Raw genomic sequence first — 23903 nt, 5'->3', positions numbered from 1 at the left:
ACGCCTTTATCAGGCAAATCAGGTGCTTTGGTCGAGTTGGCCAACTATCGCAAAACGCCGTGCTAGGCGCCGTGCGTGTAACCGCTGAGCAATTTGGTGACAGGGGCAGTGTAAGTTGCCCAGAAACGACACTCTTGAGTGTCACCGACAATGCCCACACTGATAACGACACCCGACGATCGGTAGGCGTCATGCCGCACCATAAGAGGGCATTGGTTCTTGTCATGCACCTGTGTGGTAGCACAGGCCCCATTGCCGGCAAGCCAGCTCCCACAGGTCCACCACCGCCTCTGAGAGCTATGGAATCCCTGTGGGAGCTGGCTTGCCGGCGATGAGGCCAGTGAAGTCCGCTACACGATCAACATTCGATCGCGCTGACCGCCAGGCCACCGCGCGAAGTCTCTTTGTACTTGTCGTGCATGTCGGCACCGGTGTCGCGCATGGTGCGGATCACCTGGTCGAGAGAAATGAAGTGCTCCCCGTCGCCACGCAGGGCCATCTGTACCGCATTGATGGCTTTTACTGCGGCAATGGCGTTGCGCTCGATGCACGGCACCTGTACCAACCCGCCCACCGGGTCGCAGGTCAGGCCCAGGTTGTGCTCCAGGGCGATTTCCGCAGCATTCTCCACTTGCGGGGGAGTCGCACCGAGTATTTCGGCCAGGCCGGCAGCAGCCATGGCACAAGCTGAACCGACCTCACCCTGGCAGCCAACCTCGGCACCGGAAATGGAGGCGTTTTTCTTGCACAGGATGCCCACGGCCGCAGCGGCCAGGAAGTAATCGACCACGTTGGATTCGTCCACCGCATCGCTGAAGCGCATGTAGTAATGCAGTACTGCGGGGATAATGCCCGCCGCACCGTTGGTAGGCGCGGTGACCATGCGCCCGCCAGCGGCGTTCTCTTCGTTGACCGCCAGGGCGAACAGGTTGACCCATTCCATGGCGCTCATGGTCGAGCCGATGACGTTGGGCTTGCCGATTTCCTGCAGGCTGCGGTGCAGCTTGGCGGCACGTCGGCGCACATTCAGCCCGCCGGGCAGTGTGCCTTCGTACTTGAGGCCGTTGTTGACGCATTCCTGCATGGCTTCCCAGAGCTTGTACAGGCCGGCGCGGATCTCTTCCTCGCTGCGCCAGACCTTCTCGTTGGCCATCATCAATTGCGACACGCTGAGGTCGTTTTGCTTGCACAGGCGCAGCAGTTCGGCAGCGCTGTTGAAGTCATACGGCAGCACCGTCTGATCAGCATCCAGCACACCGCTGGCGGCCTGGGCGGCATCGACCACAAAGCCGCCACCCACCGAGTAGTAGGTGTCGCGGTGCAACTCGCCCTGCTCGCCTTCGGCAACCAAGGTCATGGCGTTGGGGTGGTACGGCAGGTTTTCGTCCAGCAGCAGCATGTCGCGGGCCCAGACGAATTCGATGGGCAGGCGGTTGTCCAGCTGCAGGGTGTTGGTTTCACGCAGGTCGGCGATGCGCGGCACGATCTGGGTGGGGTCGATGGCATCAGGCCATTCGCCCATCAGGCCCATGATGGTGGCGTTGTCGGTGCCGTGGCCGATGCCGGTGGCCGACAGCGAGCCGTACAGGCGCACTTCGACACGCTTCACACGTTCCAGCTCGCCGCGTTCGCGCAGGCCCTGGACGAACAGGGCGCCGGCACGCATGGGGCCAACGGTGTGGGAGCTGGAAGGCCCGACACCGATCTTGAACAGGTCGAACACGCTGATGGCCATTGTCGCTTCACCTCTTGCTGGGCTTGTCTCTGCGCGCCATGCGCAGGGCGGGGCAGCTGCTAGGCTGAAACAGCGGGCCGCCTTGAATGCCAGCATCATCGGGCTTTTCCCGCCCCCCTCGCCGTCTGCAACCGACGTACTTTTGTCCAGCAGCGCCTCGCTGTTTCAGGCCGGAAAGTTGCCACCATGACGCCGCTTTCCGGTGGCCTGGTGACGCAAAAATGCGGCTGGAGGGGTGGAAAAACTCATAAGCGACATCGCCCGTACTGGATACGACCCGTTCCGTACTGGTTACGACCCCACCAGTAGGCGATTGCCCGGCGCTGGAGGATTATCGAAAGCGACTCGTAAAGCACGGCCACGCATCCTGCCCTCTGCAGGCCTGGTCGACCGGACCCTCAGAAAGCCCGGCGACCCACGCGAACCCGAAGACAAAATCACAGGAGTCCATCCATGAAAGGTTCACCCTCGCTGTTGCTGGTTGCGATGTTGTCTGCGCCGTTACTGGCCCAGGCTGCCGAACCCGAGCAGTGTCAAACGGTACGTTTCTCGGATGTCGGCTGGACCGACATCACGGTCACCACCGCGACCACCAGCGTTGTGCTCGAAGCCCTGGGTTACAAGACCCACACCACCATGATCTCGGTACCGGTGACCTACAAGTCGCTGGCCACCGGCAAGGACCTGGACGTGTTTCTCGGCAACTGGATGCCGACCATGGAGAACGACATCAAGCAGTACCGCGATGCCGGTACTGTCGAGACCGTGCGCGCCAACCTGGAAAACGCCAAGTACACCCTCGCCGTGCCTCAGGCGCTGTACGACAAGGGCCTGAAGGATTTCAGCGACATTCCCAAGTTCAAGAAGGAACTGGACGGCAAGATCTACGGCATCGAGCCCGGCAACGACGGCAACCGCACCATCCAGAGCATGATCGACAAGAACGCCTTCGGCCTCAAGGACGCCGGTTTCAAGATCGTGCAGTCCAGCGAGGCCGGCATGCTGTCGCAGGTCGACCGCGCGCAAAAGCGCGGTGAAGCGATGGTATTCCTGGGCTGGGAACCGCACCCGATGAACACCCGCTTCAAGATGCAGTACCTGACCGGCGGGGACGACTTTTTCGGCCCCGACTTCGGCAAGGCGACGGTATTGACCAACACCCGCAAGGGCTATGCGCAGGAGTGCAGCAACGTTGGCCAGCTGCTGAAGAACCTGTCGTTCGAGCTCAAGGATGAAAGCACCATGATGGGCTATGTCCTGGACGACAAGATGAAACCCGAAGCAGCCGCCAAGAAGTGGCTCAAGGATAACCCCGGCAAGCTGGACACCTGGCTGGCTGGCGTTACCACCGTGGACGGCAAACCCGGCCTTGAGGCGGCCAAGGCCAAGCTGACGCAATAACGAAATACGCAATAGCGCTACCTCGGGGCAGGACCGTGCCTGCCCCGGGTTGATTTCAATCTACGCAGGTGGAAGCTCGCTATCATGCTTATCGATCAGAAAATACCCCTGGGCCAGTACATCGCGTCGTTCGTCGAATGGCTGACCCAGAACGGCGCTGAATATTTCGACGCCATCGCGCAAGGCCTGGAGTTCATGATTCATGGCGTGACCAGCGCCCTGACCTGGTTCAACCCGTTCGTCCTCATCGCCCTGTTCGCCGCCCTGGCGCACCTGATCCAGCGCAAGTGGGCGCTGACTGCCTTCGTGGCAGTGTCGTTCCTGCTGATCCTCAACCTGGGCTACTGGCAGGAAACCATGGAAACCCTGGCGCAGGTCACCTTCGCCACGGTGGTATGCGTGGCCATCGGCGTGCCGCTGGGCATCGTCGCCGCGCACAAGCCGATGTTCTATACCGCCATGCGCCCGGTGCTCGACCTGATGCAGACGGTGCCTACCTTCGTCTACCTGATCCCTACCCTGACCCTTTTCGGCCTTGGTGTGGTGCCCGGGCTGATCTCGACGGTGGTGTTCGCCATCGCCGCACCTATCCGCCTGACCTACCTGGGTATCTGCGACGTGCCGCAAGAGCTGATGGATGCCGGCAAGGCCTTTGGCTGCTCGCGGCGCCAGCTGCTGACCCGTATCGAACTGCCGCATGCGATGCCGAGCATCGCCGCCGGCGTTACCCAGTGCATCATGCTGTCGCTGTCGATGGTGGTGATCGCCGCGCTGGTCGGCGCTGACGGCCTGGGCAAACCTGTGGTCAACGCACTGAACACCGCCGATATCTCCCTGGGCTTCGAAGCGGGCCTGGCGATCGTGCTGCTGGCGATCATGCTCGACCGTATCTGCAAGCAACCGGAACTGCCGGTAAGGGGTGAAGCATGAGCATCATTCGATTCGAAGACGTCGACGTCATCTTCTCCAACAAGCCGCGCGAGGCCCTGGCCTTGCTCGACAAGGGCCAGACCCGCGAGCAGATCCTCAAGCAGACCGGCCTGGTGGTCGGCGTCGAAAAAGCCAACCTGGACATCCAGAAAGGCGAGATCTGCGTACTGATGGGCCTGTCCGGCTCGGGCAAGTCGAGCCTGCTGCGCTGCATCAACGGCCTCAACACCGTCAGCCGCGGCAAGCTGTTCGTCGAGCATGAAGGCAAGAACATCGACATTGCCCACTGCACCCCGGCCGAGCTGAAGATGATGCGCACCAAGCGCATTGCCATGGTGTTCCAGAAGTTCGCCCTGATGCCCTGGCTGACGGTACGCGAGAACATCAGCTTTGGCCTGGAAATGCAGGGTCGGCCGGAAAAGGAACGGCGCAAGCTGGTCGACGAAAAACTGGAGTTGGTGGGCCTGACCCAATGGCGTAACAAGAAACCGGACGAGCTGTCCGGTGGCATGCAGCAGCGCGTGGGCCTGGCCCGGGCGCTGGCGATGGATGCCGACATCCTGCTGATGGACGAACCGTTCTCGGCCCTTGACCCACTGATCCGCCAAGGCCTGCAAGACGAACTGCTGGGCCTGCAGGCCAAGCTGAGCAAGACCATCGTGTTCGTCAGCCACGACCTTGACGAGGCACTGAAGCTGGGTAGCCGCATCGCCATCATGAAGGACGGGCGCATCATCCAGTACAGCAAACCGGAAGAGATCGTGCTCAACCCTGCCGACGAATACGTGCGTACCTTCGTTGCCCATACCAACCCGCTGAACGTGCTGTGCGGCCGCAGCCTGATGCGCAGCCTGGACAAGTGCAAGCGGGTGAATGGCTCGGTGTGCCTGGACCCGGGTGGCGATTCGTGGCTGGACCTGGGCGAAGGCAACTCGATCAAGCGCGCGCGCCAGGGGCAGAACGGGCTGGAGATGCAGAACTGGGCGCCGGGGCAGTCCGTGGAAGGGCTGGGGCGTCGGCCAACCTTGGTGCATGCGGATATCGGCATGCGCGAGGCACTGCAGATTCGCTACCAGACTGGTAACAAGCTGGTGCTGCAGGAGAATGACAAGATGGTGGGGATTCTTGGGGATACCGAGCTTTATCACGCTTTGCTCGGCAAGAATCACGGTTGAAGCTATTGGGGCCGCTTTGCGGCCCATCGCCGGCAAGCCAGCTCCCACAGGTAATGCACAAGGCACAGGGCCTGCGCTGTACCTGTGGGAGCTGGCTTGCCGGCGATGGGCTGCAAAGCAGCCCCCATCAATCGATCAGCGAACGACGATGCCGCGGGCAGCCATATAGGCCTTGGCCTCCGGCACCGTGTACTCGCCAAAGTGGAAGATACTGGCCGCCAGCACCGCGCTGGCATGCCCTTCCACAATGCCGTCGGCCAGGTGCTGCAAGTTGCCAACACCACCCGAAGCAATCACCGGAATACCCAGCGCATCACTGATGGCACGGGTAACGCCCAGGTCGAAGCCGTTCTTCATGCCATCCTGGTCCATGCTGGTCAGCAGGATCTCACCCGCCCCCAGGCCTTCCATCTTCTTCGCCCACTCGACGGCATCCAGCCCGGTCGGCTTGCGCCCGCCGTGGGTGAAGATCTCCCAACGCGGCGCTTCGCCAGGTCCGGACACCTTCTTGGCATCAATCGCCACGACGATGCACTGCGAACCGAACCGGTCAGCAGCCTCGCCGACGAACTCCGGGTTGAACACTGCGGCGGTATTGATGGAAACCTTGTCGGCACCGGCGTTGAGCAAGTTGCGGATGTCTTGCACGGTACGCACGCCACCGCCCACGGTCAGCGGGATGAACACCTGGCTAGCCATGCGCTCGACGGTATGCAGGGTGGTGTCGCGGCCATCGACGCTGGCGGTGATGTCGAGGAAGGTGATTTCGTCGGCACCTTGCTCGTTGTAGCGACGGGCGATTTCCACCGGGTCGCCGGCATCACGGATGTTCTCGAACTTGACGCCCTTGACCACCCGGCCGTTATCCACGTCCAGGCAAGGGATGATGCGCTTGGCCAGTGCCATGGTTCAGTCCTCAGCCTTGGTAGGTATCGCAGAAGGCCTGGGCCTCGGCGACATCCAGGGTGCCTTCGTAGATGGCACGGCCAGTGATGGCGCCGACGATGCCGGGAGCCTTGGCGTCCAGCAGGGCCTTGATGTCACCCAGGTTGTGGATGCCACCCGAGGCGATCACCGGAATACGCGTGGCTTCGGCCAGGGCCTTGGTGAAGGGCACGTTGCAGCCCTGCATCATGCCGTCCTTGGCGATGTCGGTGTAGACGATCGCCGAGACGCCATCGGCCTCGAAACGCTTGGCCAGGTCGATGACCTGCACCGAGCTGACTTCAGCCCAGCCGTCGGTGGCCACGAAGCCGTCCTTGGCGTCCAGGCCAACGATGACCTTGCCCGGGAACGCCTTGCACGCCTCGGCGACGAACTCCGGCTGCTTGACCGCCTTGGTGCCGATGATCACGTAGCTGACGCCGGCCTTGACGTAGTGCTCGATGGTTTCCAGCGAGCGGATGCCACCGCCGATCTGGATCGGCAGGTTGGGGTAGCGCTTGGCAATGGCGGTGACCACTTCACCGTTGACCGGCTGGCCTTCGAAGGCGCCGTTCAGGTCGACCAGGTGCAGGCGGCGGCAGCCACCCTCGACCCATTTGGCAGCCATGCTGACCGGGTCGTCGGAGAATACCGTGGAGTCTTCCATACGGCCCTGGCGCAGGCGCACGCAGGCACCGTCCTTCAGATCGATAGCGGGGATAATCAGCATCTTGGGAACCTGTCTGTTCTTGGGGTTTCAGGGCTTCTCGAGCGCCCACAGATCACTTTCGATGCTCTCGAACCGCTCCTTGAGGTGCAGCTGAACATCGGCAATCGCCCTGTTGTAGTAATGGGGTGCAATTTCTTTGCTGAACAGGTCGAGGACCTCGGCCACCTCGAACGAGCCCAGTTGCAGCTCGAAACGGTCTTCGAGAAAGCGCTTGAGCGTGTCGAGCGCTTCGCGCTCCTGCTCGGGGGCCAGGGTAATGACCGGTGCCTTGGTCTTCGACTTGCTCATCTACCAGCGCCCGTCCCAGGCGACGAAGTTCTGCAGCAGCTGCAGGCCATGGGTATGGCTCTTCTCCGGGTGGAACTGCACGGCAAAGCGCGAGCCATCGGCCAGCGCGGCGGCAAAATCGACGCCGTAATGGCCGCGGCCGACCACCTGGCCCGGCTTGCCGGCATTGATGTAGTAGCTGTGCACGAAATAGAAGCGGGCACGGTCAGGGATGTCGTGCCACAGCGGGTGGTCGATGGCCTGGGTCACTTCGTTCCAGCCCATGTGCGGCACCTTCAGGTGCTCGCCGTCTTCTTCCAGGCCCTTGCCGAAGAAGCGCACCTGGCCAGGGAACAGGCCGATGCAGTCGACGCCGTTGTTTTCTTCGCTGTGCTCCAGCAGTGCCTGCATACCCACGCAGATGCCGAGAAACGGCCGATCCTGGCTGACTTCACGCACCAGGCTGTCGAAGCCCAGGCGGCGGATTTCGGCCATGCAGTCGCGGATCGCGCCTACGCCCGGGAACACCACGCGGTCGGCTTCGCGGATCACTGCGGCATCGCTGGTGACCAGCACCTTGCCGGCGCCCACATGCTCAAGCGCCTTGGCCACCGAGTGCAGGTTGCCCATGCCATAGTCGATTACGGCTACCGTCTGCATTTACAGGCACCCTTTGGTGGAAGGCATTTGGCCTGCCATGCGCTCGTCGAGGGTGGTGGCCATGCGCAGGGCGCGGCCGAATGCCTTGAACACGGTTTCGATCTGGTGGTGGGTGTTGTGGCCACGCAGGTTGTCGATGTGCAGGGTTACCAGGGCGTGGTTGACGAAGCCCTGGAAGAACTCCTGGAACAGATCGACATCGAAGCCGCCGACGCTGGCGCGGGTGTACGGCACATGCATCTGCAGGCCTGGGCGGCCGGAGAAGTCGATGACCACGCGCGACAGCGCTTCATCCAGCGGCACGTAGGCGTGGCCGTAGCGGAAGATGCCTTTCTTGTCACCGATGGCCTGGGCGAAAGCCATGCCCAGGGTGATACCGACGTCTTCGACGGTATGGTGATCGTCGATATGCGTGTCACCCTTGCACTCGATATCCAGGTCGATCAGCCCATGGCGGGCAATCTGGTCCAGCATGTGTTCGAGGAAAGGCACGCCGATATCGAATCGGGCCTTGCCACTGCCATCGAGGTTGATCGAGCACTTGACCTGGGTTTCCAGGGTATTGCGCTCGACGGAAGCCTTACGTTCGACCATCACCAGCTCCGCAAAATCATTGGGCGAAAAGGGTTCCATTATAGGCCCAGAACACGCCAGCTTGAAACGCGGATGACATATGGCAAGGCAAGCAATTACGGGGGGTTGATAGCGCTACAGGTCTATACAACCGCGCATGGTGCTACTTTGCAGGCCTATCGCCGGCAAGCCAGCTCCCACAGGCCCCCCACAATGTTCAAGGCCTGAGGTGTACCTGTGGGAGCTGGCTTGCCGGCGATAGGGCCGCTACAGCCGGAAAACTCAACCGGCTGCATCACTCGTCAATGGAACAGCACCGCCGTCTTCTGCAGGGTAATCCACACACCCCATGCCAGCGGCACAACCACCACAGCCCAGGCCAGCAGCACCAGTGGCACGCTGCCCGGCGCAGCCTTCCACTCCAGCGACCGCGCGCCATCAGCGCCCTTGTCGTGGCTCAAGGCCCGCTCGGCCGCCAGTTCGGCATCGCTCATGAAGTGCTTGTCCGCCACCGGGCGCACCAGCATGTTGCAGATGAAGCCCAGCACCAGCAGGCCGGCGAGGATGTACAGGGTCATGTCGTAGGCCGCCGCACGCTCCACCCCTGCCGCCAGCTGATATTCGCGCAGGTAGGTGATCAGCACCGGCCCGAGAACCCCAGCGGCCGCCCAGGCGGTCAGCAGACGACCATGAATGGCACCCACCATCTGCGTACCAAACAGGTCCGCCAGGTACGCGGGCACCGTCGCAAAGCCACCGCCATACATCGACAAGATGATGCAGAACGCTGCCACGAACAGCGCCACGTTGCCCAGGTGGCCCATGTTCGGCACCATGCTGTACAAACCCACGCCCAGGGCGAAGAAGGCGAAATAGGTATTCTTGCGGCCGATGTAGTCGGAGAACGACGCCCAGAAAAACCGCCCGCCAATGTTGAACAGGCTCAACAGGCCGGTGAAGCCAGCAGCAATCGCGGCAATCTGCGCCAGCTGGGCAGCGTTGAGCTGGCTGAAGGTCAGTTCATTGCCCAGCAGCTTGCCGGCGAACACTTCCTGCAGCAGCGGCGAAGCCATACCGAGAATGCCGATACCTGCCGACACGTTCAGGCATAATACCAGCCAGATCAAGGCAAACTGCGGCGTTTTCCAGGCCACACTGACGTGCACGTGGCGGTCGGTGACCATGGTATTGCCAGCCTTTTTCACCGGGGCTGTCCAGCCTTCGGGCTTCCAGCCGGTCGGCGGCACGCGATAAGCCAGGGCGCCGGCGGTCATGAACACGAAGTAGATTGCGGCCATCGCCACAAAGCTCTGCCACACGCCCACTTCCTGCGCATTGCCAAAATGCCCCATCAGCGCGGTGGCCAGCGGTGCCCCCACCATCGCGCCGCCGCCGAAGCCCATGATCGCCATGCCGGTGGCCATGCCACGTTTGTCCGGGAACCACTTGATCAGGGTCGATACCGGCGAGATGTAGCCCAGGCCCAGGCCGATACCACCGATCACGCCGGAGCCCAGCCACATCAGCCACAATTGGTGGGTTTTCACGCCAATGGCCGAAATCAGCATGCCGCCGCACCAGCACAGTGCCGATACCAGGCCGGCCTTGCGCGGGCCGGCGTGTTCCAGCCAGCCGCCCAGCACGGCCGCCGAGCAACCGAGAAAGACAAAGAACAGGGTGTAAATCCAGCTCAGCATCGAGATCGGCCAGTCGCACTCGGCGCTGAACATGCGGGCCATGAAGCCCATATCTGCGGCACAAGCAACCGGGGCAGTGATGCCGAGGGCTTGCGACAACGGCAGCCAGAACACCGAAAAGCCATAGGCCATGCCGATGCACAGGTGAATGGCCAGCGCGGCAGGCGGAACCAGCCAGCGGTTGAAGCCTGGGCGGGCGATGATGCGCTCCTTTGACAGAAAGCCTGGCGCACTGGCCGAGGCGCCCGTCGCGACGGTACTGCTCATGGATCTGATCCTTTTTATATGGATGTGCAGGCAAAGCGGCGCAAGGTTAGCAGTATCAAGTGGCGTGAAAGCAATCTGATATCGTTAATTCTTGCTTGGCTGAAACGGTCATTTTCCCTGTACCGGCCCCATCGCCGGCAAGCCAGCTCCCGCAGGTATAGCGCAGGCCTTGAAGGCTATGCGATCCCTGTGGGAACTGGCTTGCCGGCGATAGGGCCAATCAAGGCAAGCTTTTTTGAACAAGCAAAATCATGGCTGTCGAAAGCCGTACCATCTGTTGCAAACGTAGGAATCGTCCTGCATCTCTTGTCGAATACGCAGGGCCGTACACGGCGGCGCTATACTCTGCCGCTGAATTTCAAAATCGGACTACAAGGACTCGCCCATGAAAGCGTTCGGCAAAATCCTGGGACTGGGGCTTCTCGGGTTGCTGCTGATCATCGTGGCGCTGGGCTTCGCCCTGACCCACCTCTTCGATCCCAACGACTACAAAGACGAGATTCGCCAATTGGCACGCGACAAGGCGCACGTCGAGCTGACCCTCAACGGTGACATCGGCTGGAGCCTGTTCCCGTGGCTGGGCCTGGAGCTGCACGACGCCAGCATCGCCACCCTGAACACACCCAAGGCGCCGTTCGCCGACTTGCAGATGCTCGGCCTGTCGGTACGGGTGCTGCCGTTGCTGCGGCGCGAAGTGCAAATGAGCGACGTACGTGTCGAAGGCCTGAACCTGACCCTGGCGCGTGACGAACAAGGCCACGGCAACTGGGAAGACATCGGCAAACCGCTGCCCGCCCAGAACGGCGCCCCCGCCGATGCGCAGGCCCAGGCACCCGCCGAACAAAGCTCGGCGCCCGCCGCCAGCAACGACCGCGCCGTCAAGCTGGATATCGACAGCCTGACCGTGAACAACGCGCGCGTGCAGTACACCGATGCCAAGACCGGGCAGAGCTTCAGCGCCGAAAGCATCCAGCTGAGCACCGGCCCGGTCCACGAGGGCGCGAACATTGCGCTGAAGGCCAGCGCCTTCATCAGCGCCAGCCAGCCGAACATCAAGGCCCGCACCGAGCTGGCCGGCGAACTGCGCTTCGACCGCAAGCTCAAGCGCTACAACCTGGAAGACATGCGCCTGTCGGGCGAGACCTCGGGTGAACCCACCGGCGGCAAGACCGTGACCTTTGCCGCCCAGGGCCAGCTGCTGGTCGACCTGGCCGCCAATGTCGCCTCGTGGAGCGGCCTGAAGATCTCGGCCAACCAGCTGCGCGCCCTGGGCGAGCTGAACCTGCGTGATCTCGACAAGGCGCCGCAACTGAGCGGTGGTCTGTCCATTGCCCAGTTCAACTTGCGCACCTTCCTCGACAGCATTGGCCGCCCGCTGCCGGCTACCAACGATCCGGCAGCCTTCGCCAAGCTGGAACTGGTCACCCGCCTGCAGGGCACACCGACCAGCCTGGCCATGGAAGACCTGGCCGTGAAGCTGGACGACAGCACCTTCAGTGGCCGCGTGGCCGTCGAAGACTTCGCCAAACAGGCCCTGCGCCTGCAGCTTAAAGGCGACACCTTCGACGCCGACCGTTACCTGCCGGCCAAAAGCGAAGAAGCCAAGGGCGCCACTGCCGCACGCCAGGCCGAGGTCAAGCAACAGGAGGCCAGCGCCGTCGCCGGGGCCGGGGCCGGGGCCGGCAGCTCGCCGCTGCCTAACGCGCCGACCCAGGTGGCCTGGAGCAATGACAAACTGCTGCCGGTCGACCGCCTGCGCGCCCTCGACCTGCAGGCCGAGCTAAGCTTCGGCGCGCTGACCCTGGACAAGCTGCCGATCGAAAATGCCCAGCTCAAGGCCGTCGGCCAAGGCGGCCTGCTGACCCTGCAAACCCTGCGTGGCGAGCTGTACAACGGCACCTTCGAAGCCAAGGGCACGGTCGACGTGCGCCCTGCGGTGCCACAACTGGGCGTCAACACCAACATCCAGCGGGTGCCGGTGGAGCACTTCATCAAGACCGAAGGCAAGGACCAGGCGCCACCCGTCAAAGGCCTGCTGACCCTTGCCAGCGATCTCACCGCCACCGGCAACAGCCAGAAGGCACTGGTGGACACCCTCAACGGTAACGCACACTTCACCATCAACGACGGCGTGCTGGTCAACGCCAACCTTGAACAGCAACTGTGCCAGGCCATCGCCACGCTCAACCGCAAAACCCTTACCGGCGAGCCTCGTGGCAAGGACACCCCGTTCCAGGAGCTGCGCGGCAGCCTGGTGATACGCAATGGCGTCGCCAGCAACCCGGACCTCAAGGCCCGCATTCCTGGCCTGACCGTCAACGGCCATGGCGATCTCGACCTGCGCGTACTGGGTATGGATTACAACGTGGGTGTAGTGGTCGAGGGTGATCAGCGTGCCATGCCCGACCCGGCGTGCCAGGTCAACGACCGCTATGTAGGGGTTGAAGTGCCGCTGCGCTGCCGTGGCCCGCTGGAGCTGGGCGCCAAGGCCTGCCGCCTGGACCAGGACGGCCTGGGCAAGGTTGCCGCCAAGCTGGCCGGCAACCGCCTGAAAGACAAGATCGATGAAAAGCTCGATGACAAACTCGGAGACAAAGTGAGCCCGGAAGTCAAAGAAGCACTCAAGGGGCTGTTCAAGCGATGAGCCCCGAGCAGTTCTCCAGCGCAGTGCTGGATTGGTACGACCAGCACGGCCGGCACGACCTGCCTTGGCAACAGGGCATCAACCCGTATCGGGTGTGGGTGTCGGAAATCATGTTGCAGCAGACCCAGGTCAGCACCGTGCTCAACTACTTCGACCGCTTCATGCAGGCCCTGCCGACCGTGCAGGCCCTGGCCGAGGCGCCGGAAGACGAAGTGCTGCACCTGTGGACGGGCCTGGGTTACTACACCCGCGCGCGCAACCTGCAGAAGGCCGCGAAGATTGTCGTCGAACAGCATGGCGGAGAATTCCCGCGCAGTGTCGAGCAGCTCACCGAGCTGCCCGGCATCGGCCGCTCCACCGCCGGTGCCATCGCCAGCATCAGCATGGGCATCCGCGCGCCGATCCTCGACGGCAACGTCAAGCGCGTGCTGGCCCGCTTCACCGCCCAGGGCGGCTACCCCGGCGAGCCGAAGGTGGCTAACCAGCTGTGGGCCACGGCCGAGCGCCTTACCCCGCAGCAGCGCGCCAACCACTACACCCAGGCGATGATGGACATGGGCGCCACGCTGTGCACCCGCAGCAAGCCCAGCTGCCTGATCTGCCCGCTGCAGCGTGGCTGCGAAGCGCACCTGCATGGTGAAGAAACCCGCTACCCCGAGCCCAAGCCACGCAAGGCGCTGCCGCAGCGCCGTACGCTGATGCCGCTGCTGGCCAACCACGACGGCGCCATCCTGCTTTACCGTCGCCCGTCCAGTGGCCTGTGGGGTGGCCTGTGGAGCCTGCCCGAGCTGGACGACATCGCCCAGCTCGACGACCTGGCCTACCAGCACGGCCTGCGCCTGGCCGGCAGCCACGCCATGGACAGCCTGACCCACACCTTCAGCCACTTCCAGCTGGCGATCGAGCCTTGGCTGGTGCGCGTCGACCCTGTCGGCCAGCACGTGGCCGAGGCCGACTGGCTCTGGTATAACCTCGCCACCCCGCCGCGCCTGGGCCTTGCCGCCCCGGTCAAGAAGCTGCTCAAACGCGCGGCCGACGAACTGACTGCAGGAGACGCCCGATGACCCGCACCGTGATGTGCCGCAAGTACAAAGAACAATTGCCAGGCCTGGAGCGCCCGCCGTATCCGGGCGCCAAGGGCCAGGAAATCTTCGAACACGTCTCGCAGAAGGCCTGGGCCGACTGGCAGAAGCACCAGACCCTGCTGATCAACGAAAAGCGCCTGAACATGATGAACGCCGAAGACCGCAAGTTCATCCAGGCCGAGATGGACAAGTTTTTCGCCGGCGAAGATTACGCCCAGGCGGAAGGCTACGTTCCACCGGCCGAATGACCCCAAAAATCGTAAGCGACGGAATTAATTTAAAATTTTTTCAAAAAGTCGTTGACGGGCGGTCTGAAAATCTATTTAATTCACCTCGTCGCCCAGATAGCTCAGTCGGTAGAGCAGAGGATTGAAAATCCTCGTGTCGGCGGTTCGACTCCGTCTCTGGGCACCACCTTCAAGCTTCTGGTGGTTGCAAAGTTACCCGAAGCGACAACAAGAAACCCGCCTAGTGCGGGTTTTTTGTTGTCTGTGATTTTTTGCCGAGGGCCTGGCAGCCAACGCTTGGCTGCCACAGCCTGACGGTGTGTACTCGATGCACTGCAGTTCGGCCGGGCTTCACGCGGCTTAGTGGGAAACCCGTAACTCGCCCGGCCAATCTGATGGCCTAGAAGTTCGCCAAGGCGCTGCAATAGTCGGCTTTGCGCCTGGCCACCTGCTCGTTCGTGTCCAGGCGCTTGAGGGTGCCCCCACAGGCGCTGTAACCGTGCACCAACAGTTCGTAGTCGGCGCCTTTTTCCGGCACGAACGAGAACATGCCCAGGCAGTTCTGCACACTGTTGTAACCGGCCGAGCGACCGCCATCGAGAAAGTGCAGGGTAAACGGCTTGCCCGCCGGCACCAGCACCTCGCTGACCGCGTCACCCGCCTGGGCTGGCGCACCGGCAGGCATGCCGAGGGTTTCGCCGTTGCGGTCGGCAAAACCCTTGGTCGGTACGGCAATCACCCCGGCACCGGGGCTGTACCAGTCCACGCAGTCCTTTTCCGGTACCGCGCGCACCATGCCGTCGGCGATCACTCGCAGGCGCGCGGTATCGCCGGCACTTGGCGAGCCATAGGGCGTGTTGAAGGATTTGACTGCGGCGATGTTGCCACAGCCGGCCAGGGCGGCGGCCAGCAGGCCGAGCATGACGGGTGCTTTCATCCGTGAATGTCCTGTGAGCGAATGCCGAATGTCCGGCAGCCTGGCTCAGACCCAGCAATGCCGCTTGGGTTTCACTGCCATCTGCGATTCAATACGCACTTTTCCAGCACCACCCAAGGACCCTAGCCCCCATGGCCACCTCCACCAAGCAACAGAAACGCGCCAAGCGCGCCGCCAGCAAGGCCAAGCAAAACCGTATGGTACGCAGCGGCCAGGCGGTCAAGGCCAGCGCCGGCGACAGCGCCAGCATCGAGCAGGTGTTCAACAAGGCCATGGAATCGGACAGCTACAAAGAGATGTTCGAAAAGATGAAGGCAGCCCAGGAAAACGGCCTGGTACCGATGATCTCGGTGTTCCTGGTCGACCCGCTGCTGGCTTTGGTGCTCAAAGGGCACAAGGAAGAGCACGCCACCGACTACATCGTGCTGGTGTTCAATGCCTACCGCACCTGGCTGGACGGCGCTGACGAAGACACCACCATGGCCTGGCTGGAGAGCGACGAGTTCCAGGAAGCCTATATCGCCGCCTCTGAACTGGTGGCCAAGCAGCAACAGCTTCAGAAGCAGTTTGGCTGATAGCCCTGCGTAACCCGCCCAGGCACTATCGCCGGCAACAAAAAAAGGCCGCGCCCTGCACAGGACGCGGCCTTTTCATTGCAGTGCGGATCAGTTATCCAGCGCAACCCGCCCGGCAGCTTCACGCTTGCGGTGCACCAGCAAGCCCGCCGCCACCACACCAATGCTCAGCAGTGCAGTCGCGATGATTTCGGCACGGTGATCTTCTCGCAGCGCCATCACCACCAGCACCGCAACGATGAAGGCAATGGTCACCCAGGTCAGGCCCGGGAACAGCCACATCTTGAAGGAGATCTGCTCGCCGCTGGCCTCACGCTTGGCGCGCATGCGCAGCTGCGACACGGCAATCACCAGGTACACCAGCAAGGCGATGGCGCCGGAGCTGGCCAGCAGGAACTCGAACACCTGCGCCGGGGCCAGGAAGTTGGCGAACACGCAGAGGAACGCCGCCGCGGTGGACAGCAATACCGCCACATGCGGGGTGGCCGCCTTGGTAGTGCGCTGGGCAATGGCCGGGGCATCACCCCGCTTGCTCAGCGAGAACAGCATGCGCGAAGAGGTGTACAGCGCCGAGTTAAGGCAGCTGGTCACGGCGATCAGCACGACGATGTCGACGATCAGCTTGGCATTCGGCACGCCAATGCGGCTCAGCACGGTCTGGTAGGAACCGAGCTCGGCCAGCGCCGGATCGTTCCACGGCACCAGAGCCACGACCAGGAAGATCGACACCAGGTAGAACAGGCAGATACGCCAGATCACCGAGTTGGTGGCGCGGCTGATCTGCTTGCCCGGGTCCTTGGACTCGGCAGCGGCGATGGTCACGATTTCAGTACCCATGAACGAGAACATGGTGGTCAGCATGGCTGCCAGTACCGCGCCCAGGCCATTGGGCATGAAGCCCTGGGTATCGAACAGGTGGCTGGCACCGCTCACCTGGCTGCCTGGCACGAAGCCGAACAAGGCCGCACAACCCACGGCGATGAAGCCGACGATCGCCACCACCTTGAGCAAGGCGAACCAGAACTCGAACTCGCCGTAGTTCTTCACGCTGCACAGGTTGGTCAGGGTCAGCGCCAGGGTAATGATCAGCGAGAACGCCCAAAGGTCGACCGCAGGGAACCAGGCATGCAGGATGGCCGCGGCGGCGTTGGCTTCCAGCGGAATCACCAGCACCCAGAACCACCAGTACAGCCAGCCAATGGTAAAACCGGCCCAGCGCCCGATGGCGCGGTCGGCATAGGTGGAAAACGAACCGGTGTCCGGCGAGGCGACCGCCATTTCCCCCAGCATGCGCATCACCAGCACCACCAGCGTACCGGCGGCGGCATACGCCAGCAGCACGGCGGGGCCGGCAGCGGCGATAGCGTGGCCGGAGCCTACGAACAGGCCGGCACCGATGACGCCAGCGATGGACAGCATGGTGACATGCCGTTGTTTGAGCCCCTGAGCGAGGTCATTGGAATTGTTACCGCTCATAAAACTACCTTTGTAAGGAGTGGACCACTCCGACTGCGAAACCAGGCGCGCCTGGGGTTGGACTAGGCGTCGCTGCAATCGGCGGTTTCATGCTGGCAATAACCGCGCCAGCTGCTGAATCCATTCGTCATAATCGACTGCAAGCCTTCAAGGCTGCGCTTTGGAGGGCATTCGGCCAGACCATGACCGAAAGCCCGCCAAATCATCGGATTACTGAAATACTCACTTACAAATGCACCAAAGGTGCTCCTCGGTAACACCTATGCACCAGCGCAACGCCAAAAAGCGCAACCGCCGGGTACAACCTTGAAATCGCGTGACGGCCTTCGCGGGTAAACCCGCTCCTACAGGGATTGTCTGGTCTGTGGGAGCGGGTTTACCCGCGAATGGGTCAAAACCGCTTCCATGAGCAGGCCAAAGCTGGCACCATCGCGCCTTTTTTCATCAAGGCTCTGGTGCTGGGCGACACCTTCGCGGACATCTGCGCGACGTTACGCTGTAGCGATGCGACAAACCGCCCCACCAATGCCCAGAGTCCCTGGCGACCCTGTTGGCCGTCATAATGCCGCTATGCTAGCTTGGCGCACGCCAGGAAGGCCGCCAACAGCTGGGAACGCACCCGAACACATGAGGACCGCACATGGCTCAGGCCACGCCCGCGCTGGAAATCCGCAATCTGCACAAACGCTACGGCGAGCAGGAAATTCTCAAGGGTATTTCGCTGACCGCACGCGACGGTGACGTGATCTCCATCCTGGGGTCGTCCGGCTCCGGCAAGTCCACCCTGCTGCGTTGCATCAACCTGCTCGAGAACCCGCACCAGGGCGAAATCCTGGTCGCCGGCGAAGCCCTCAAGCTGAAGCCCGCCAAGAACGGCGACCTGTTCGCCGCCGACAACCGCCAGATCAACCGCCTGCGCAGCGAAATCGGCTTTGTCTTCCAGAACTTCAACCTCTGGCCGCACATGTCGATCCTCGACAACATCACCGAGGCGCCACGCCGCGTACTCGGCCAGAGCAAGGCCGAGGCCATCGAGGCTGCCGAAGCGCTGCTGAACAAGGTCGGCATCTACGACAAGCGCCACAGCTACCCCGCCCAGCTTTCCGGTGGCCAGCAACAGCGCGCCGCCATTGCCCGTACCCTGGCCATGAAGCCCAAGGTCATCCTGTTCGACGAGCCGACTTCGGCGCTCGACCCGGAAATGGTCCAGGAAGTGCTAAACGTTATCCGCGCACTGGCCGAAGAAGGCCGTACCATGCTGCTGGTAACGCACGAGATGAGCTTTGCCCGCCATGTGTCCAGTGAAGTCGTCTTCCTGCACCAGGGCCTGGTCGAAGAGCAGGGATCGCCGCAGCAGGTCTTCGAGAACCCGACCTCGGCGCGTTGCAAGCAATTCATGTCCAGCCACCGCTAACGGAGCAATACATGCACACTTACAAGAAGTTTCTCCTGGCAGCTGCTGCCACGCTGGTGATGTCGGCAAACGCCATGGCCGCAGAAAAACTGCGCATGGGTATCGAAGCCGCCTACCCACCGTTCAACAACAAGGATGCCAGCGGCAACGTGGTCGGCTTCGACAAGGACATCGGCGACGCCCTGTGCGCCAAGATGAAAGTCGAATGCTCGGTTGTAACCTCGGACTGGGACGGCATCATCCCGGCCCTGAACGCCAAGAAGTTCGACTTCCTGGTGTCGTCGCTGTCGATCACCGACGAGCGCAAGCAGGCGGTGGACTTCACCGAACCCTACTACTCCAACAAGCTGCAGTTCATTGCGCCGAAAAACGTCGACTTCAAGACCGACAAGGCTTCGCTGAAAGGCAAGACCATCGGCACCCAGCGCGCCACACTGGCTGGCACCTACCTTGAAGACAACTTCCCGGATGTCGACGTCAAACTCTACGACACCCAGGAAAACGCCTACCTCGACCTGGTTTCCGGCCGCATCGACGGCATTCTCGCCGACAAGTACGTGCAGTACGAGTGGCTGAAAAGCAAAGACGGCATGAACTACGAGTTCAAGGGCGAGCCGGTGATGGACAGCGACAAGATCGGCATTGCCGTGCGCAAGGGTGACACCAAGCTGCGCGACGACCTGAACAAAGCCCTGGCAGAAATCAAAGCCGACGGTACGTACAAGAAGATCAACGACAAGTACTTCCCGTTCAGCATCGAATGACCCGCCCTGACCGGCGCGCCCTTGTGGCGCGCCTGTCCCTAGAATGACCTGCCCATGAATATCGACCTGCACGGATTCGGTCCGGCCATGATGGCCGGCACCGTGATGACCGTAAAACTGGCGCTTTGCGCCTTGCTGCTGGGGCTGGTGCTGGGCCTGCTCGGCGCCCTGGCCAAGACCTCCCCGCTCAAGCCGCTGCAATGGCTTGGCGGTTTCTACTCGACCCTGGTGCGCGGCGTGCCCGAGCTGCTGTGGGTCCTGCTTATCTATTTCGGCACCGTGGGCTTGATGAACAGCCTGGGTGAAGCCCTGAACATGCCGGGCCTGGAGCTCAGCGCCTTCGCTGCGGGGGTTATCGCCCTGGGCCTGTGCTTCGGCGCCTATGCCACCGAAGTGTTCCGCGGCGCGATCCTGGCGATCCCCAAGGGCCACCGTGAAGCCGGCCTGGCACTGGGCCTGTCCAGAGGCCGCATCCTGTCGCGGATCATCCTGCCGCAAATGTGGCGCATCGCCCTGCCCGGCCTTGGCAACCTGTTCATGATCCTGATGAAGGACACCGCACTGGTGTCGGTAATCGGCCTGGAAGAAATCATGCGTCATTCGCAAATTGGCGTGACCGTGACCAAAGAGCCGTTCACCTTCTACATGGTCGCGGCCTGCATCTACCTGAGCCTGACCGTCATTGCCATGACCGGCATGCACTTCATGGAAAAACGCGCCGCTCGCGGCTTTGCGAGGGCCGAACAATGAATTGGGAAGTCATCTTCAAATGGCTGCCACGCCTGGCCCAGGGTGCGACCCTGACTCTGGAGCTGGTGGCCATTGCGGTGGTGGCCGGGCTGATCCTGGCCATCCCGCTGGGTATCGCCCGCTCTTCGCGCCACTGGTATGTGCGCGCCGTGCCGTTCAGCTACATCTTCTTCTTCCGTGGCACGCCGTTGCTGGTGCAGCTGTTCCTGGTCTACTACGGCCTGGCCCAGTTCGATGCAGTACGTTCGAGTGCGCTGTGGCCGTACCTGCGCGATCCGTTCTGGTGCACGGTGCTGACCATGACCCTGCACACGGCCGCCTACATCGCCGAGATCCTGCGCGGCGCGCTGCAGTCCATCCCCAAAGGCGAGATCGAAGCCGCCCGGGCACTGGGCATGTCACGGGCCAAGGCGCTGATCTACATCATGCTGCCGCGCGCCGCGCGGATCGGCCTGCCGGCCTACAGCAACGAAGTGATCCTGATGCTCAAGGCCAGCGCCCTGGCCAGTACCGTGACCCTGCTGGAACTGACCGGCATGGCCCGTACCATCATCGCCCGCACCTACCTGCCGGTGGAAATCTTCTTTGCCGCCGGGGTGTTCTACCTGGTGATCTCGTTCATGCTGGTGCAAGGCTTCAAGCTGCTTGAGCGCTGGTTGCGCGTGGACGCCTGCCAAGGGCGCTGATATCTCCTGAGCCATCTTCGCGGGTAAACCCGCTCCCACAGGTACCCCACAGGCCTTGAAATCTGTGCCAATCCTGTGGGAGCGGGTTCACCCGCGAAGAGGCCCTCAACCCAACACACATCCCATGCCAAGCTACCTCCACAGCCACCACCTGAACGCCCGCTTCCAGGCCCTTGACCAGTTCCTGATCGAGCACCAGCAGCTGTGGAAACCCCGCCCCTTCACCACCTTGAACCTGCCCTGGGAAGCCACCCACCCCGAGCTGGCCGCCCACCTGCGCCAATGCTCCCTGGCGGACGCCGAAACCGACAGCGCAGCCGACCACTTGCCCGCCCCGTTCCCGCAACTGGCGCTGCAAGCCCGACAGCTGGCCGCCCTGGGCAACCTCCCGGCAACAGACCTGCCCACTGCAAGCCACCGTCTTGACGTCGCCGTCCCCGGCCGCAAATGGCAGCAGATCGAAGCCTTCGCCAGCCACCTGGCATTCCGCGAGCCGCCCCGCCACTGGCTGGACTGGTGCTCCGGCAAAGGCCACCTCGGCCGCCGCCTGCTGCAACCCGGCCAGCAGCTGACCTGCCTGGAATACGACACCGAACTGGTTGCCGCCGGCCAGGCCTTGAGCGCGCACCACCACCTGCCCGCGCAACACGTGCAGCAGGACGTGCTGGCCAGCGACAGCGCTCGTCATCTGCATGGCGAAAAAAGCGTGGTCGCCCTGCACGCATGCGGCGACCTGCACGTACGCCTGATGCAACTGGCCAGCCAACAGGGCTGCCGACAGCTGGCCGTGGCGCCCTGCTGCTACAACCGCATTGCCGCGCAGCAGTACCAGGCGTTATCCACAGCCGCGCAAGCCTCCAACCTGCAGCTTTCGCTGGACGACCTGGGCCTGCCCTTGAGCGAAACCGTCACCGCCGGCGCCCGCGTACGCCGCCAGCGCGACACATCGATGGCCCGGCGCCTGGGCTTCGACCTGCTGCAGCGCCAGCAGCGCCAGACCAGTGAATACCTGCCCACACCATCGTTGCCCGTGGCCTGGCTGGAGAAGCCTTTCGAGCAATACTGCCGTGACCTGGCCGAGCTCAAGCAATTGCCATTGCAAGGCAACCCCGACTGGCCCGCCCTGGAAGCCGACGGCTGGCAGCGCCTGGCCGAGGTACGCAATCTGGAGCGCATGCGCAACCTGTTCCGCCGGCCCCTGGAAATGTGGTTGGTACTGGACCGTGCCCTGTTCCTCGAAGAACAAGGCTACGACGTGCGCGTGGGCCTGTTCTGCGATTATCCGCTGACGCCGCGCAACCTGCTTATCCTCGCAGAACGCGACCGTTAGCCGCAGCACAACCTGTGGATAAGTCTGTGAACAAGCTTGTGATTACCTGTTGGTGCCAAGCGCTATTTCAAACGCTTGGCTTATTCCTGCGCGCTGGTCAAGCCCAGTAAAAACAGGCATTTGCGCAAAGACCAGCGGCATAGGAATCCGGCATGCCTTTCGCGCAAGGCGCCAATGCCACTTGTGCATAAACATTTCTTGTGGTTAGCGCAGAGGCCAGTTGCGCGGGTGTGCAGGAGCGGCCTTGTGTCGCGGAAGGGCTGCAAAGCAGCCCCGGCTCAAAGATCAGTGCGCCTTGTTCTTGGCAATCTCGATATCGTTCATCAACGCCTTGGCCATGTCGCACAGGTAATCGGCCGCACCCAGGAATTTATGGTCATCCTCCATATCCCCCTCGCGCACCAGGTGCTTGATGTAGCCCATCAGAATCGAGACATGTTCATAGGCAGAGTCCACCGGGATACCGGGTTCTACGCGGAGCAGATTGAGGGACGGGTTGCCGGCGGCGAGGAAGGTTTCTACGCCTGCGGTGGTGATTGGCTTGGGGACATTGTCTGGCGGGATTATTTTCAATTTTCAAACTCCTATATTCCTCAAGGAGTTGCCACATTCGTTCTTTCTCACGGAACAAATGGTGGCAACCGTGCACGGGGTGAGAAACCGAGTGAATATAGGAAGCCTCGGCCAGACCGAAGTCTGCCCGCGCACGGTCGCCATACGCAGCCGCTAAATTCGTAATCGGGTTCTCACACCCGGTCGCCAAAGCGACCCGTAAACGGTATCCGTGAGCCATTTCCCCGACAACAGCGATACTTCGGCGGCGCGCGTAGGATAGTTCCGAAGCTGCAAAATCCTGAAGCTTTTGGGCTCTGATTCAGGATTTTCATACAGCTGATGGCCTCTTCGCGGGTGAACCCGCTCCCACAGGTACCGCACCGGCCTCAAGAGCATTCCATCCCTGTGTAGGAGCGGGTTCACCCGCGAAGAGGTCCTGCCAGGCAACACAAGGCTAATGCCCCACCGCCGCAACGGTGTATCATCCGCCGTCCAAATCATTAAAAAGTGAAGTCGCGCGCTGCCCGCCAGCCCCGCGGCCTTCTGGCGCTGTGCCAGACCGACAATGGACCACCGGACCTCACCATCGTGACCCAAGCCAAACCCCTCGCCCTGTTGACCCTGGCCCTGGCCCTGACCGCCTGCGCCAGCGGCACGCCACCTCATCACAACAGCAACCTGGGCTGGAACCACCCCGGCATGCAGTTGGGCGGTGACAACGGCCTGCCCATGCGCACCGAAAGCCCGTGCCGCAAGCGCGGCTGCGACAACGACAAGCTGTTCTTCAACCCGGGCAAAACCGAGCCGAACGTAAACACCATCCACCGCGGCTGGTAGGAAAATTCTTGTTTTGGGGCGGTGACTTAGGTCTTTTTCGAACAATCGCAAGTAAGTGGTTTACAGACGCCAACCGATCGCTATAATGACGCCCCATTGCCGGTATAGCTCAGATGGTAGAGCAACTGACTTGTAATCAGTAGGTCCCGGGTTCGATTCCTGGTGCCGGCACCATTCAAGGTTCCATAGAAAGCTTTCAAAATCTCTGGAACCCCCGAAAAACCCGCCTTCTGGCGGGTTTTTTCGTTTTGGCGTTCCGTCGGA

The 23903-nt window shown here is 62.2% G+C and carries 23 protein-coding genes and 2 tRNA genes; 15 read left to right on the top strand and 10 right to left on the bottom strand.

The annotated features are described in order from the left end of the window. Nucleotides 1–358: 358 nt before the first annotated feature. Nucleotides 359–1735 carry an L-serine ammonia-lyase gene (locus AC5O5R_RS01415; RefSeq protein WP_172227704.1) on the bottom strand — a complete coding sequence of 459 codons (1377 nt, stop codon included), beginning with the start codon at nucleotides 1733–1735 and terminating at the stop codon, nucleotides 359–361. A gap of 453 nt (nucleotides 1736–2188) precedes the next feature. Here AC5O5R_RS01415 and AC5O5R_RS01410 point away from each other — a divergent pair, with 453 nt between their 5' ends. From AC5O5R_RS01410 to choV, 3 genes are all read left to right on the top strand, one after another. Next, nucleotides 2189–3136, top strand: coding sequence for a choline ABC transporter substrate-binding protein (locus AC5O5R_RS01410; protein ID WP_172227702.1), 948 nt, complete (start codon nucleotides 2189–2191; stop codon nucleotides 3134–3136). 81 nt (nucleotides 3137–3217) lie between these two features. Continuing rightward, entirely contained in the window at nucleotides 3218–4066 is an 849-nt protein-coding gene (gene choW, locus AC5O5R_RS01405) for a choline ABC transporter permease subunit (RefSeq protein WP_172227716.1), read from the top strand. Next, nucleotides 4063–5241, top strand: coding sequence for a choline ABC transporter ATP-binding protein (gene choV, locus AC5O5R_RS01400; protein ID WP_172227700.1), 1179 nt, complete (start codon nucleotides 4063–4065; stop codon nucleotides 5239–5241). The genes choW and choV overlap by 4 nt, the downstream gene beginning before the upstream one ends. A gap of 135 nt (nucleotides 5242–5376) precedes the next feature. Here the strand turns inward: choV and hisF are convergent, their stop codons facing one another. From hisF to AC5O5R_RS01370, 6 genes are all read right to left on the bottom strand, one after another. After that, a complete protein-coding gene (hisF, locus tag AC5O5R_RS01395; protein ID WP_172227698.1) occupies nucleotides 5377–6147 on the bottom strand; it encodes an imidazole glycerol phosphate synthase subunit HisF in 771 nt (256 codons plus the stop codon). A 10-nt stretch (nucleotides 6148–6157) separates the two neighbouring features. Next, nucleotides 6158–6895 carry a 1-(5-phosphoribosyl)-5-[(5-phosphoribosylamino)methylideneamino]imidazole-4-carboxamide isomerase gene (gene hisA, locus AC5O5R_RS01390; RefSeq protein WP_172286324.1) on the bottom strand — a complete coding sequence of 246 codons (738 nt, stop codon included), beginning with the start codon at nucleotides 6893–6895 and terminating at the stop codon, nucleotides 6158–6160. A gap of 27 nt (nucleotides 6896–6922) precedes the next feature. Next, nucleotides 6923–7183, bottom strand: a complete 261-nt coding sequence (locus tag AC5O5R_RS01385; protein WP_172227029.1) for a DUF2164 domain-containing protein — start codon at nucleotides 7181–7183, stop codon at nucleotides 6923–6925. After that, nucleotides 7184–7822 (bottom strand): imidazole glycerol phosphate synthase subunit HisH, encoded by a 639-nt coding sequence (gene hisH / locus AC5O5R_RS01380; RefSeq protein WP_172227026.1) that lies wholly within the window; start codon nucleotides 7820–7822, stop codon nucleotides 7184–7186. Then, nucleotides 7823–8416: an imidazoleglycerol-phosphate dehydratase HisB gene (gene hisB, locus AC5O5R_RS01375; protein WP_172227023.1), complete on the bottom strand. Its 594-nt coding sequence runs from the start codon at nucleotides 8414–8416 to the stop codon at nucleotides 7823–7825. It lies immediately after the preceding gene. A gap of 281 nt (nucleotides 8417–8697) precedes the next feature. After that, nucleotides 8698–10359, bottom strand: a complete 1662-nt coding sequence (locus AC5O5R_RS01370) for an OFA family MFS transporter (RefSeq protein ID WP_172227020.1) — start codon at nucleotides 10357–10359, stop codon at nucleotides 8698–8700. Nucleotides 10360–10744: 385 nt separating this feature from the next. On the opposite strand from AC5O5R_RS01370, the gene AC5O5R_RS01365 reads away from it, so the two are divergent. From AC5O5R_RS01365 to AC5O5R_RS01350, 4 genes are all read left to right on the top strand, one after another. Further along, complete coding sequence (locus AC5O5R_RS01365) at nucleotides 10745–13003, top strand: AsmA family protein (protein WP_172227017.1); 2259 nt, start codon at nucleotides 10745–10747, stop codon at nucleotides 13001–13003. Continuing rightward, entirely contained in the window at nucleotides 13000–14067 is a 1068-nt protein-coding gene (gene mutY, locus AC5O5R_RS01360; RefSeq protein WP_172227014.1) for an A/G-specific adenine glycosylase, read from the top strand. The genes AC5O5R_RS01365 and mutY overlap by 4 nt, the downstream gene beginning before the upstream one ends. Further along, a complete protein-coding gene (locus AC5O5R_RS01355; RefSeq protein WP_172227011.1) occupies nucleotides 14064–14336 on the top strand; it encodes an oxidative damage protection protein in 273 nt (90 codons plus the stop codon). The genes mutY and AC5O5R_RS01355 overlap by 4 nt, the downstream gene beginning before the upstream one ends. Nucleotides 14337–14426: 90 nt before the next feature. Beyond that, nucleotides 14427–14502 (top strand) — tRNA-Phe (locus AC5O5R_RS01350). A gap of 213 nt (nucleotides 14503–14715) precedes the next feature. On the opposite strand, the gene AC5O5R_RS01345 is transcribed toward AC5O5R_RS01350, so the two are convergent. Beyond that, nucleotides 14716–15252 (bottom strand): hypothetical protein, encoded by a 537-nt coding sequence (locus AC5O5R_RS01345; RefSeq protein WP_172227008.1) that lies wholly within the window; start codon nucleotides 15250–15252, stop codon nucleotides 14716–14718. A 131-nt stretch (nucleotides 15253–15383) separates the two neighbouring features. Between AC5O5R_RS01345 and AC5O5R_RS01340 the strand changes: the two genes are divergently transcribed. Then, on the top strand, nucleotides 15384–15827 hold the full coding sequence (locus AC5O5R_RS01340; RefSeq protein WP_172227005.1) for a hypothetical protein: 444 nt from the start codon (nucleotides 15384–15386) through the stop codon (nucleotides 15825–15827). Between the two features lie 90 nt (nucleotides 15828–15917). Here AC5O5R_RS01340 and gabP read toward each other — a convergent pair whose 3' ends face one another. Then, nucleotides 15918–17303 (bottom strand): GABA permease, encoded by a 1386-nt coding sequence (gene gabP, locus AC5O5R_RS01335; RefSeq protein ID WP_172227002.1) that lies wholly within the window; start codon nucleotides 17301–17303, stop codon nucleotides 15918–15920. 640 nt (nucleotides 17304–17943) lie between these two features. On the opposite strand from gabP, the gene AC5O5R_RS01330 reads away from it, so the two are divergent. The 5 genes from AC5O5R_RS01330 to AC5O5R_RS01310 all read left to right on the top strand — a co-directional run bounded on the left by AC5O5R_RS01330 (nucleotide 17944) and on the right by AC5O5R_RS01310 (nucleotide 22247). Continuing rightward, complete coding sequence (locus AC5O5R_RS01330; protein ID WP_172226999.1) at nucleotides 17944–18717, top strand: ABC transporter ATP-binding protein; 774 nt, start codon at nucleotides 17944–17946, stop codon at nucleotides 18715–18717. Between the two features lie 11 nt (nucleotides 18718–18728). Then, entirely contained in the window at nucleotides 18729–19481 is a 753-nt protein-coding gene (locus tag AC5O5R_RS01325) for an ABC transporter substrate-binding protein (protein WP_172226996.1), read from the top strand. Between the two features lie 54 nt (nucleotides 19482–19535). Further along, nucleotides 19536–20231 carry an ABC transporter permease gene (locus tag AC5O5R_RS01320; RefSeq protein WP_172226993.1) on the top strand — a complete coding sequence of 232 codons (696 nt, stop codon included), beginning with the start codon at nucleotides 19536–19538 and terminating at the stop codon, nucleotides 20229–20231. Continuing rightward, nucleotides 20228–20917: an ABC transporter permease gene (locus tag AC5O5R_RS01315; RefSeq protein ID WP_172232923.1), complete on the top strand. Its 690-nt coding sequence runs from the start codon at nucleotides 20228–20230 to the stop codon at nucleotides 20915–20917. The genes AC5O5R_RS01320 and AC5O5R_RS01315 overlap by 4 nt, the downstream gene beginning before the upstream one ends. 124 nt (nucleotides 20918–21041) lie before the next feature. Then, nucleotides 21042–22247, top strand: a complete 1206-nt coding sequence (locus AC5O5R_RS01310) for a methyltransferase (RefSeq protein WP_494514925.1) — start codon at nucleotides 21042–21044, stop codon at nucleotides 22245–22247. A gap of 285 nt (nucleotides 22248–22532) precedes the next feature. Here the strand turns inward: AC5O5R_RS01310 and AC5O5R_RS01305 are convergent, their stop codons facing one another. Then, a complete protein-coding gene (locus AC5O5R_RS01305) occupies nucleotides 22533–22820 on the bottom strand; it encodes a DUF3077 domain-containing protein (RefSeq protein ID WP_494511962.1) in 288 nt (95 codons plus the stop codon). Nucleotides 22821–23390: 570 nt separating this feature from the next. On the opposite strand from AC5O5R_RS01305, the gene AC5O5R_RS01300 reads away from it, so the two are divergent. Continuing rightward, nucleotides 23391–23639, top strand: coding sequence for a hypothetical protein (locus AC5O5R_RS01300; RefSeq protein WP_172286329.1), 249 nt, complete (start codon nucleotides 23391–23393; stop codon nucleotides 23637–23639). A 98-nt stretch (nucleotides 23640–23737) separates the two neighbouring features. Beyond that, nucleotides 23738–23813, top strand: a tRNA-Thr gene (locus AC5O5R_RS01295). Nucleotides 23814–23903 lie beyond the last annotated feature (90 nt).

This window comes from Pseudomonas sp. 8_5_2 (genome assembly GCF_059295255.1).
Note: the sequence above shows the minus strand (reverse complement) of the source record. Positions and strands in the feature narration are given on the sequence as shown.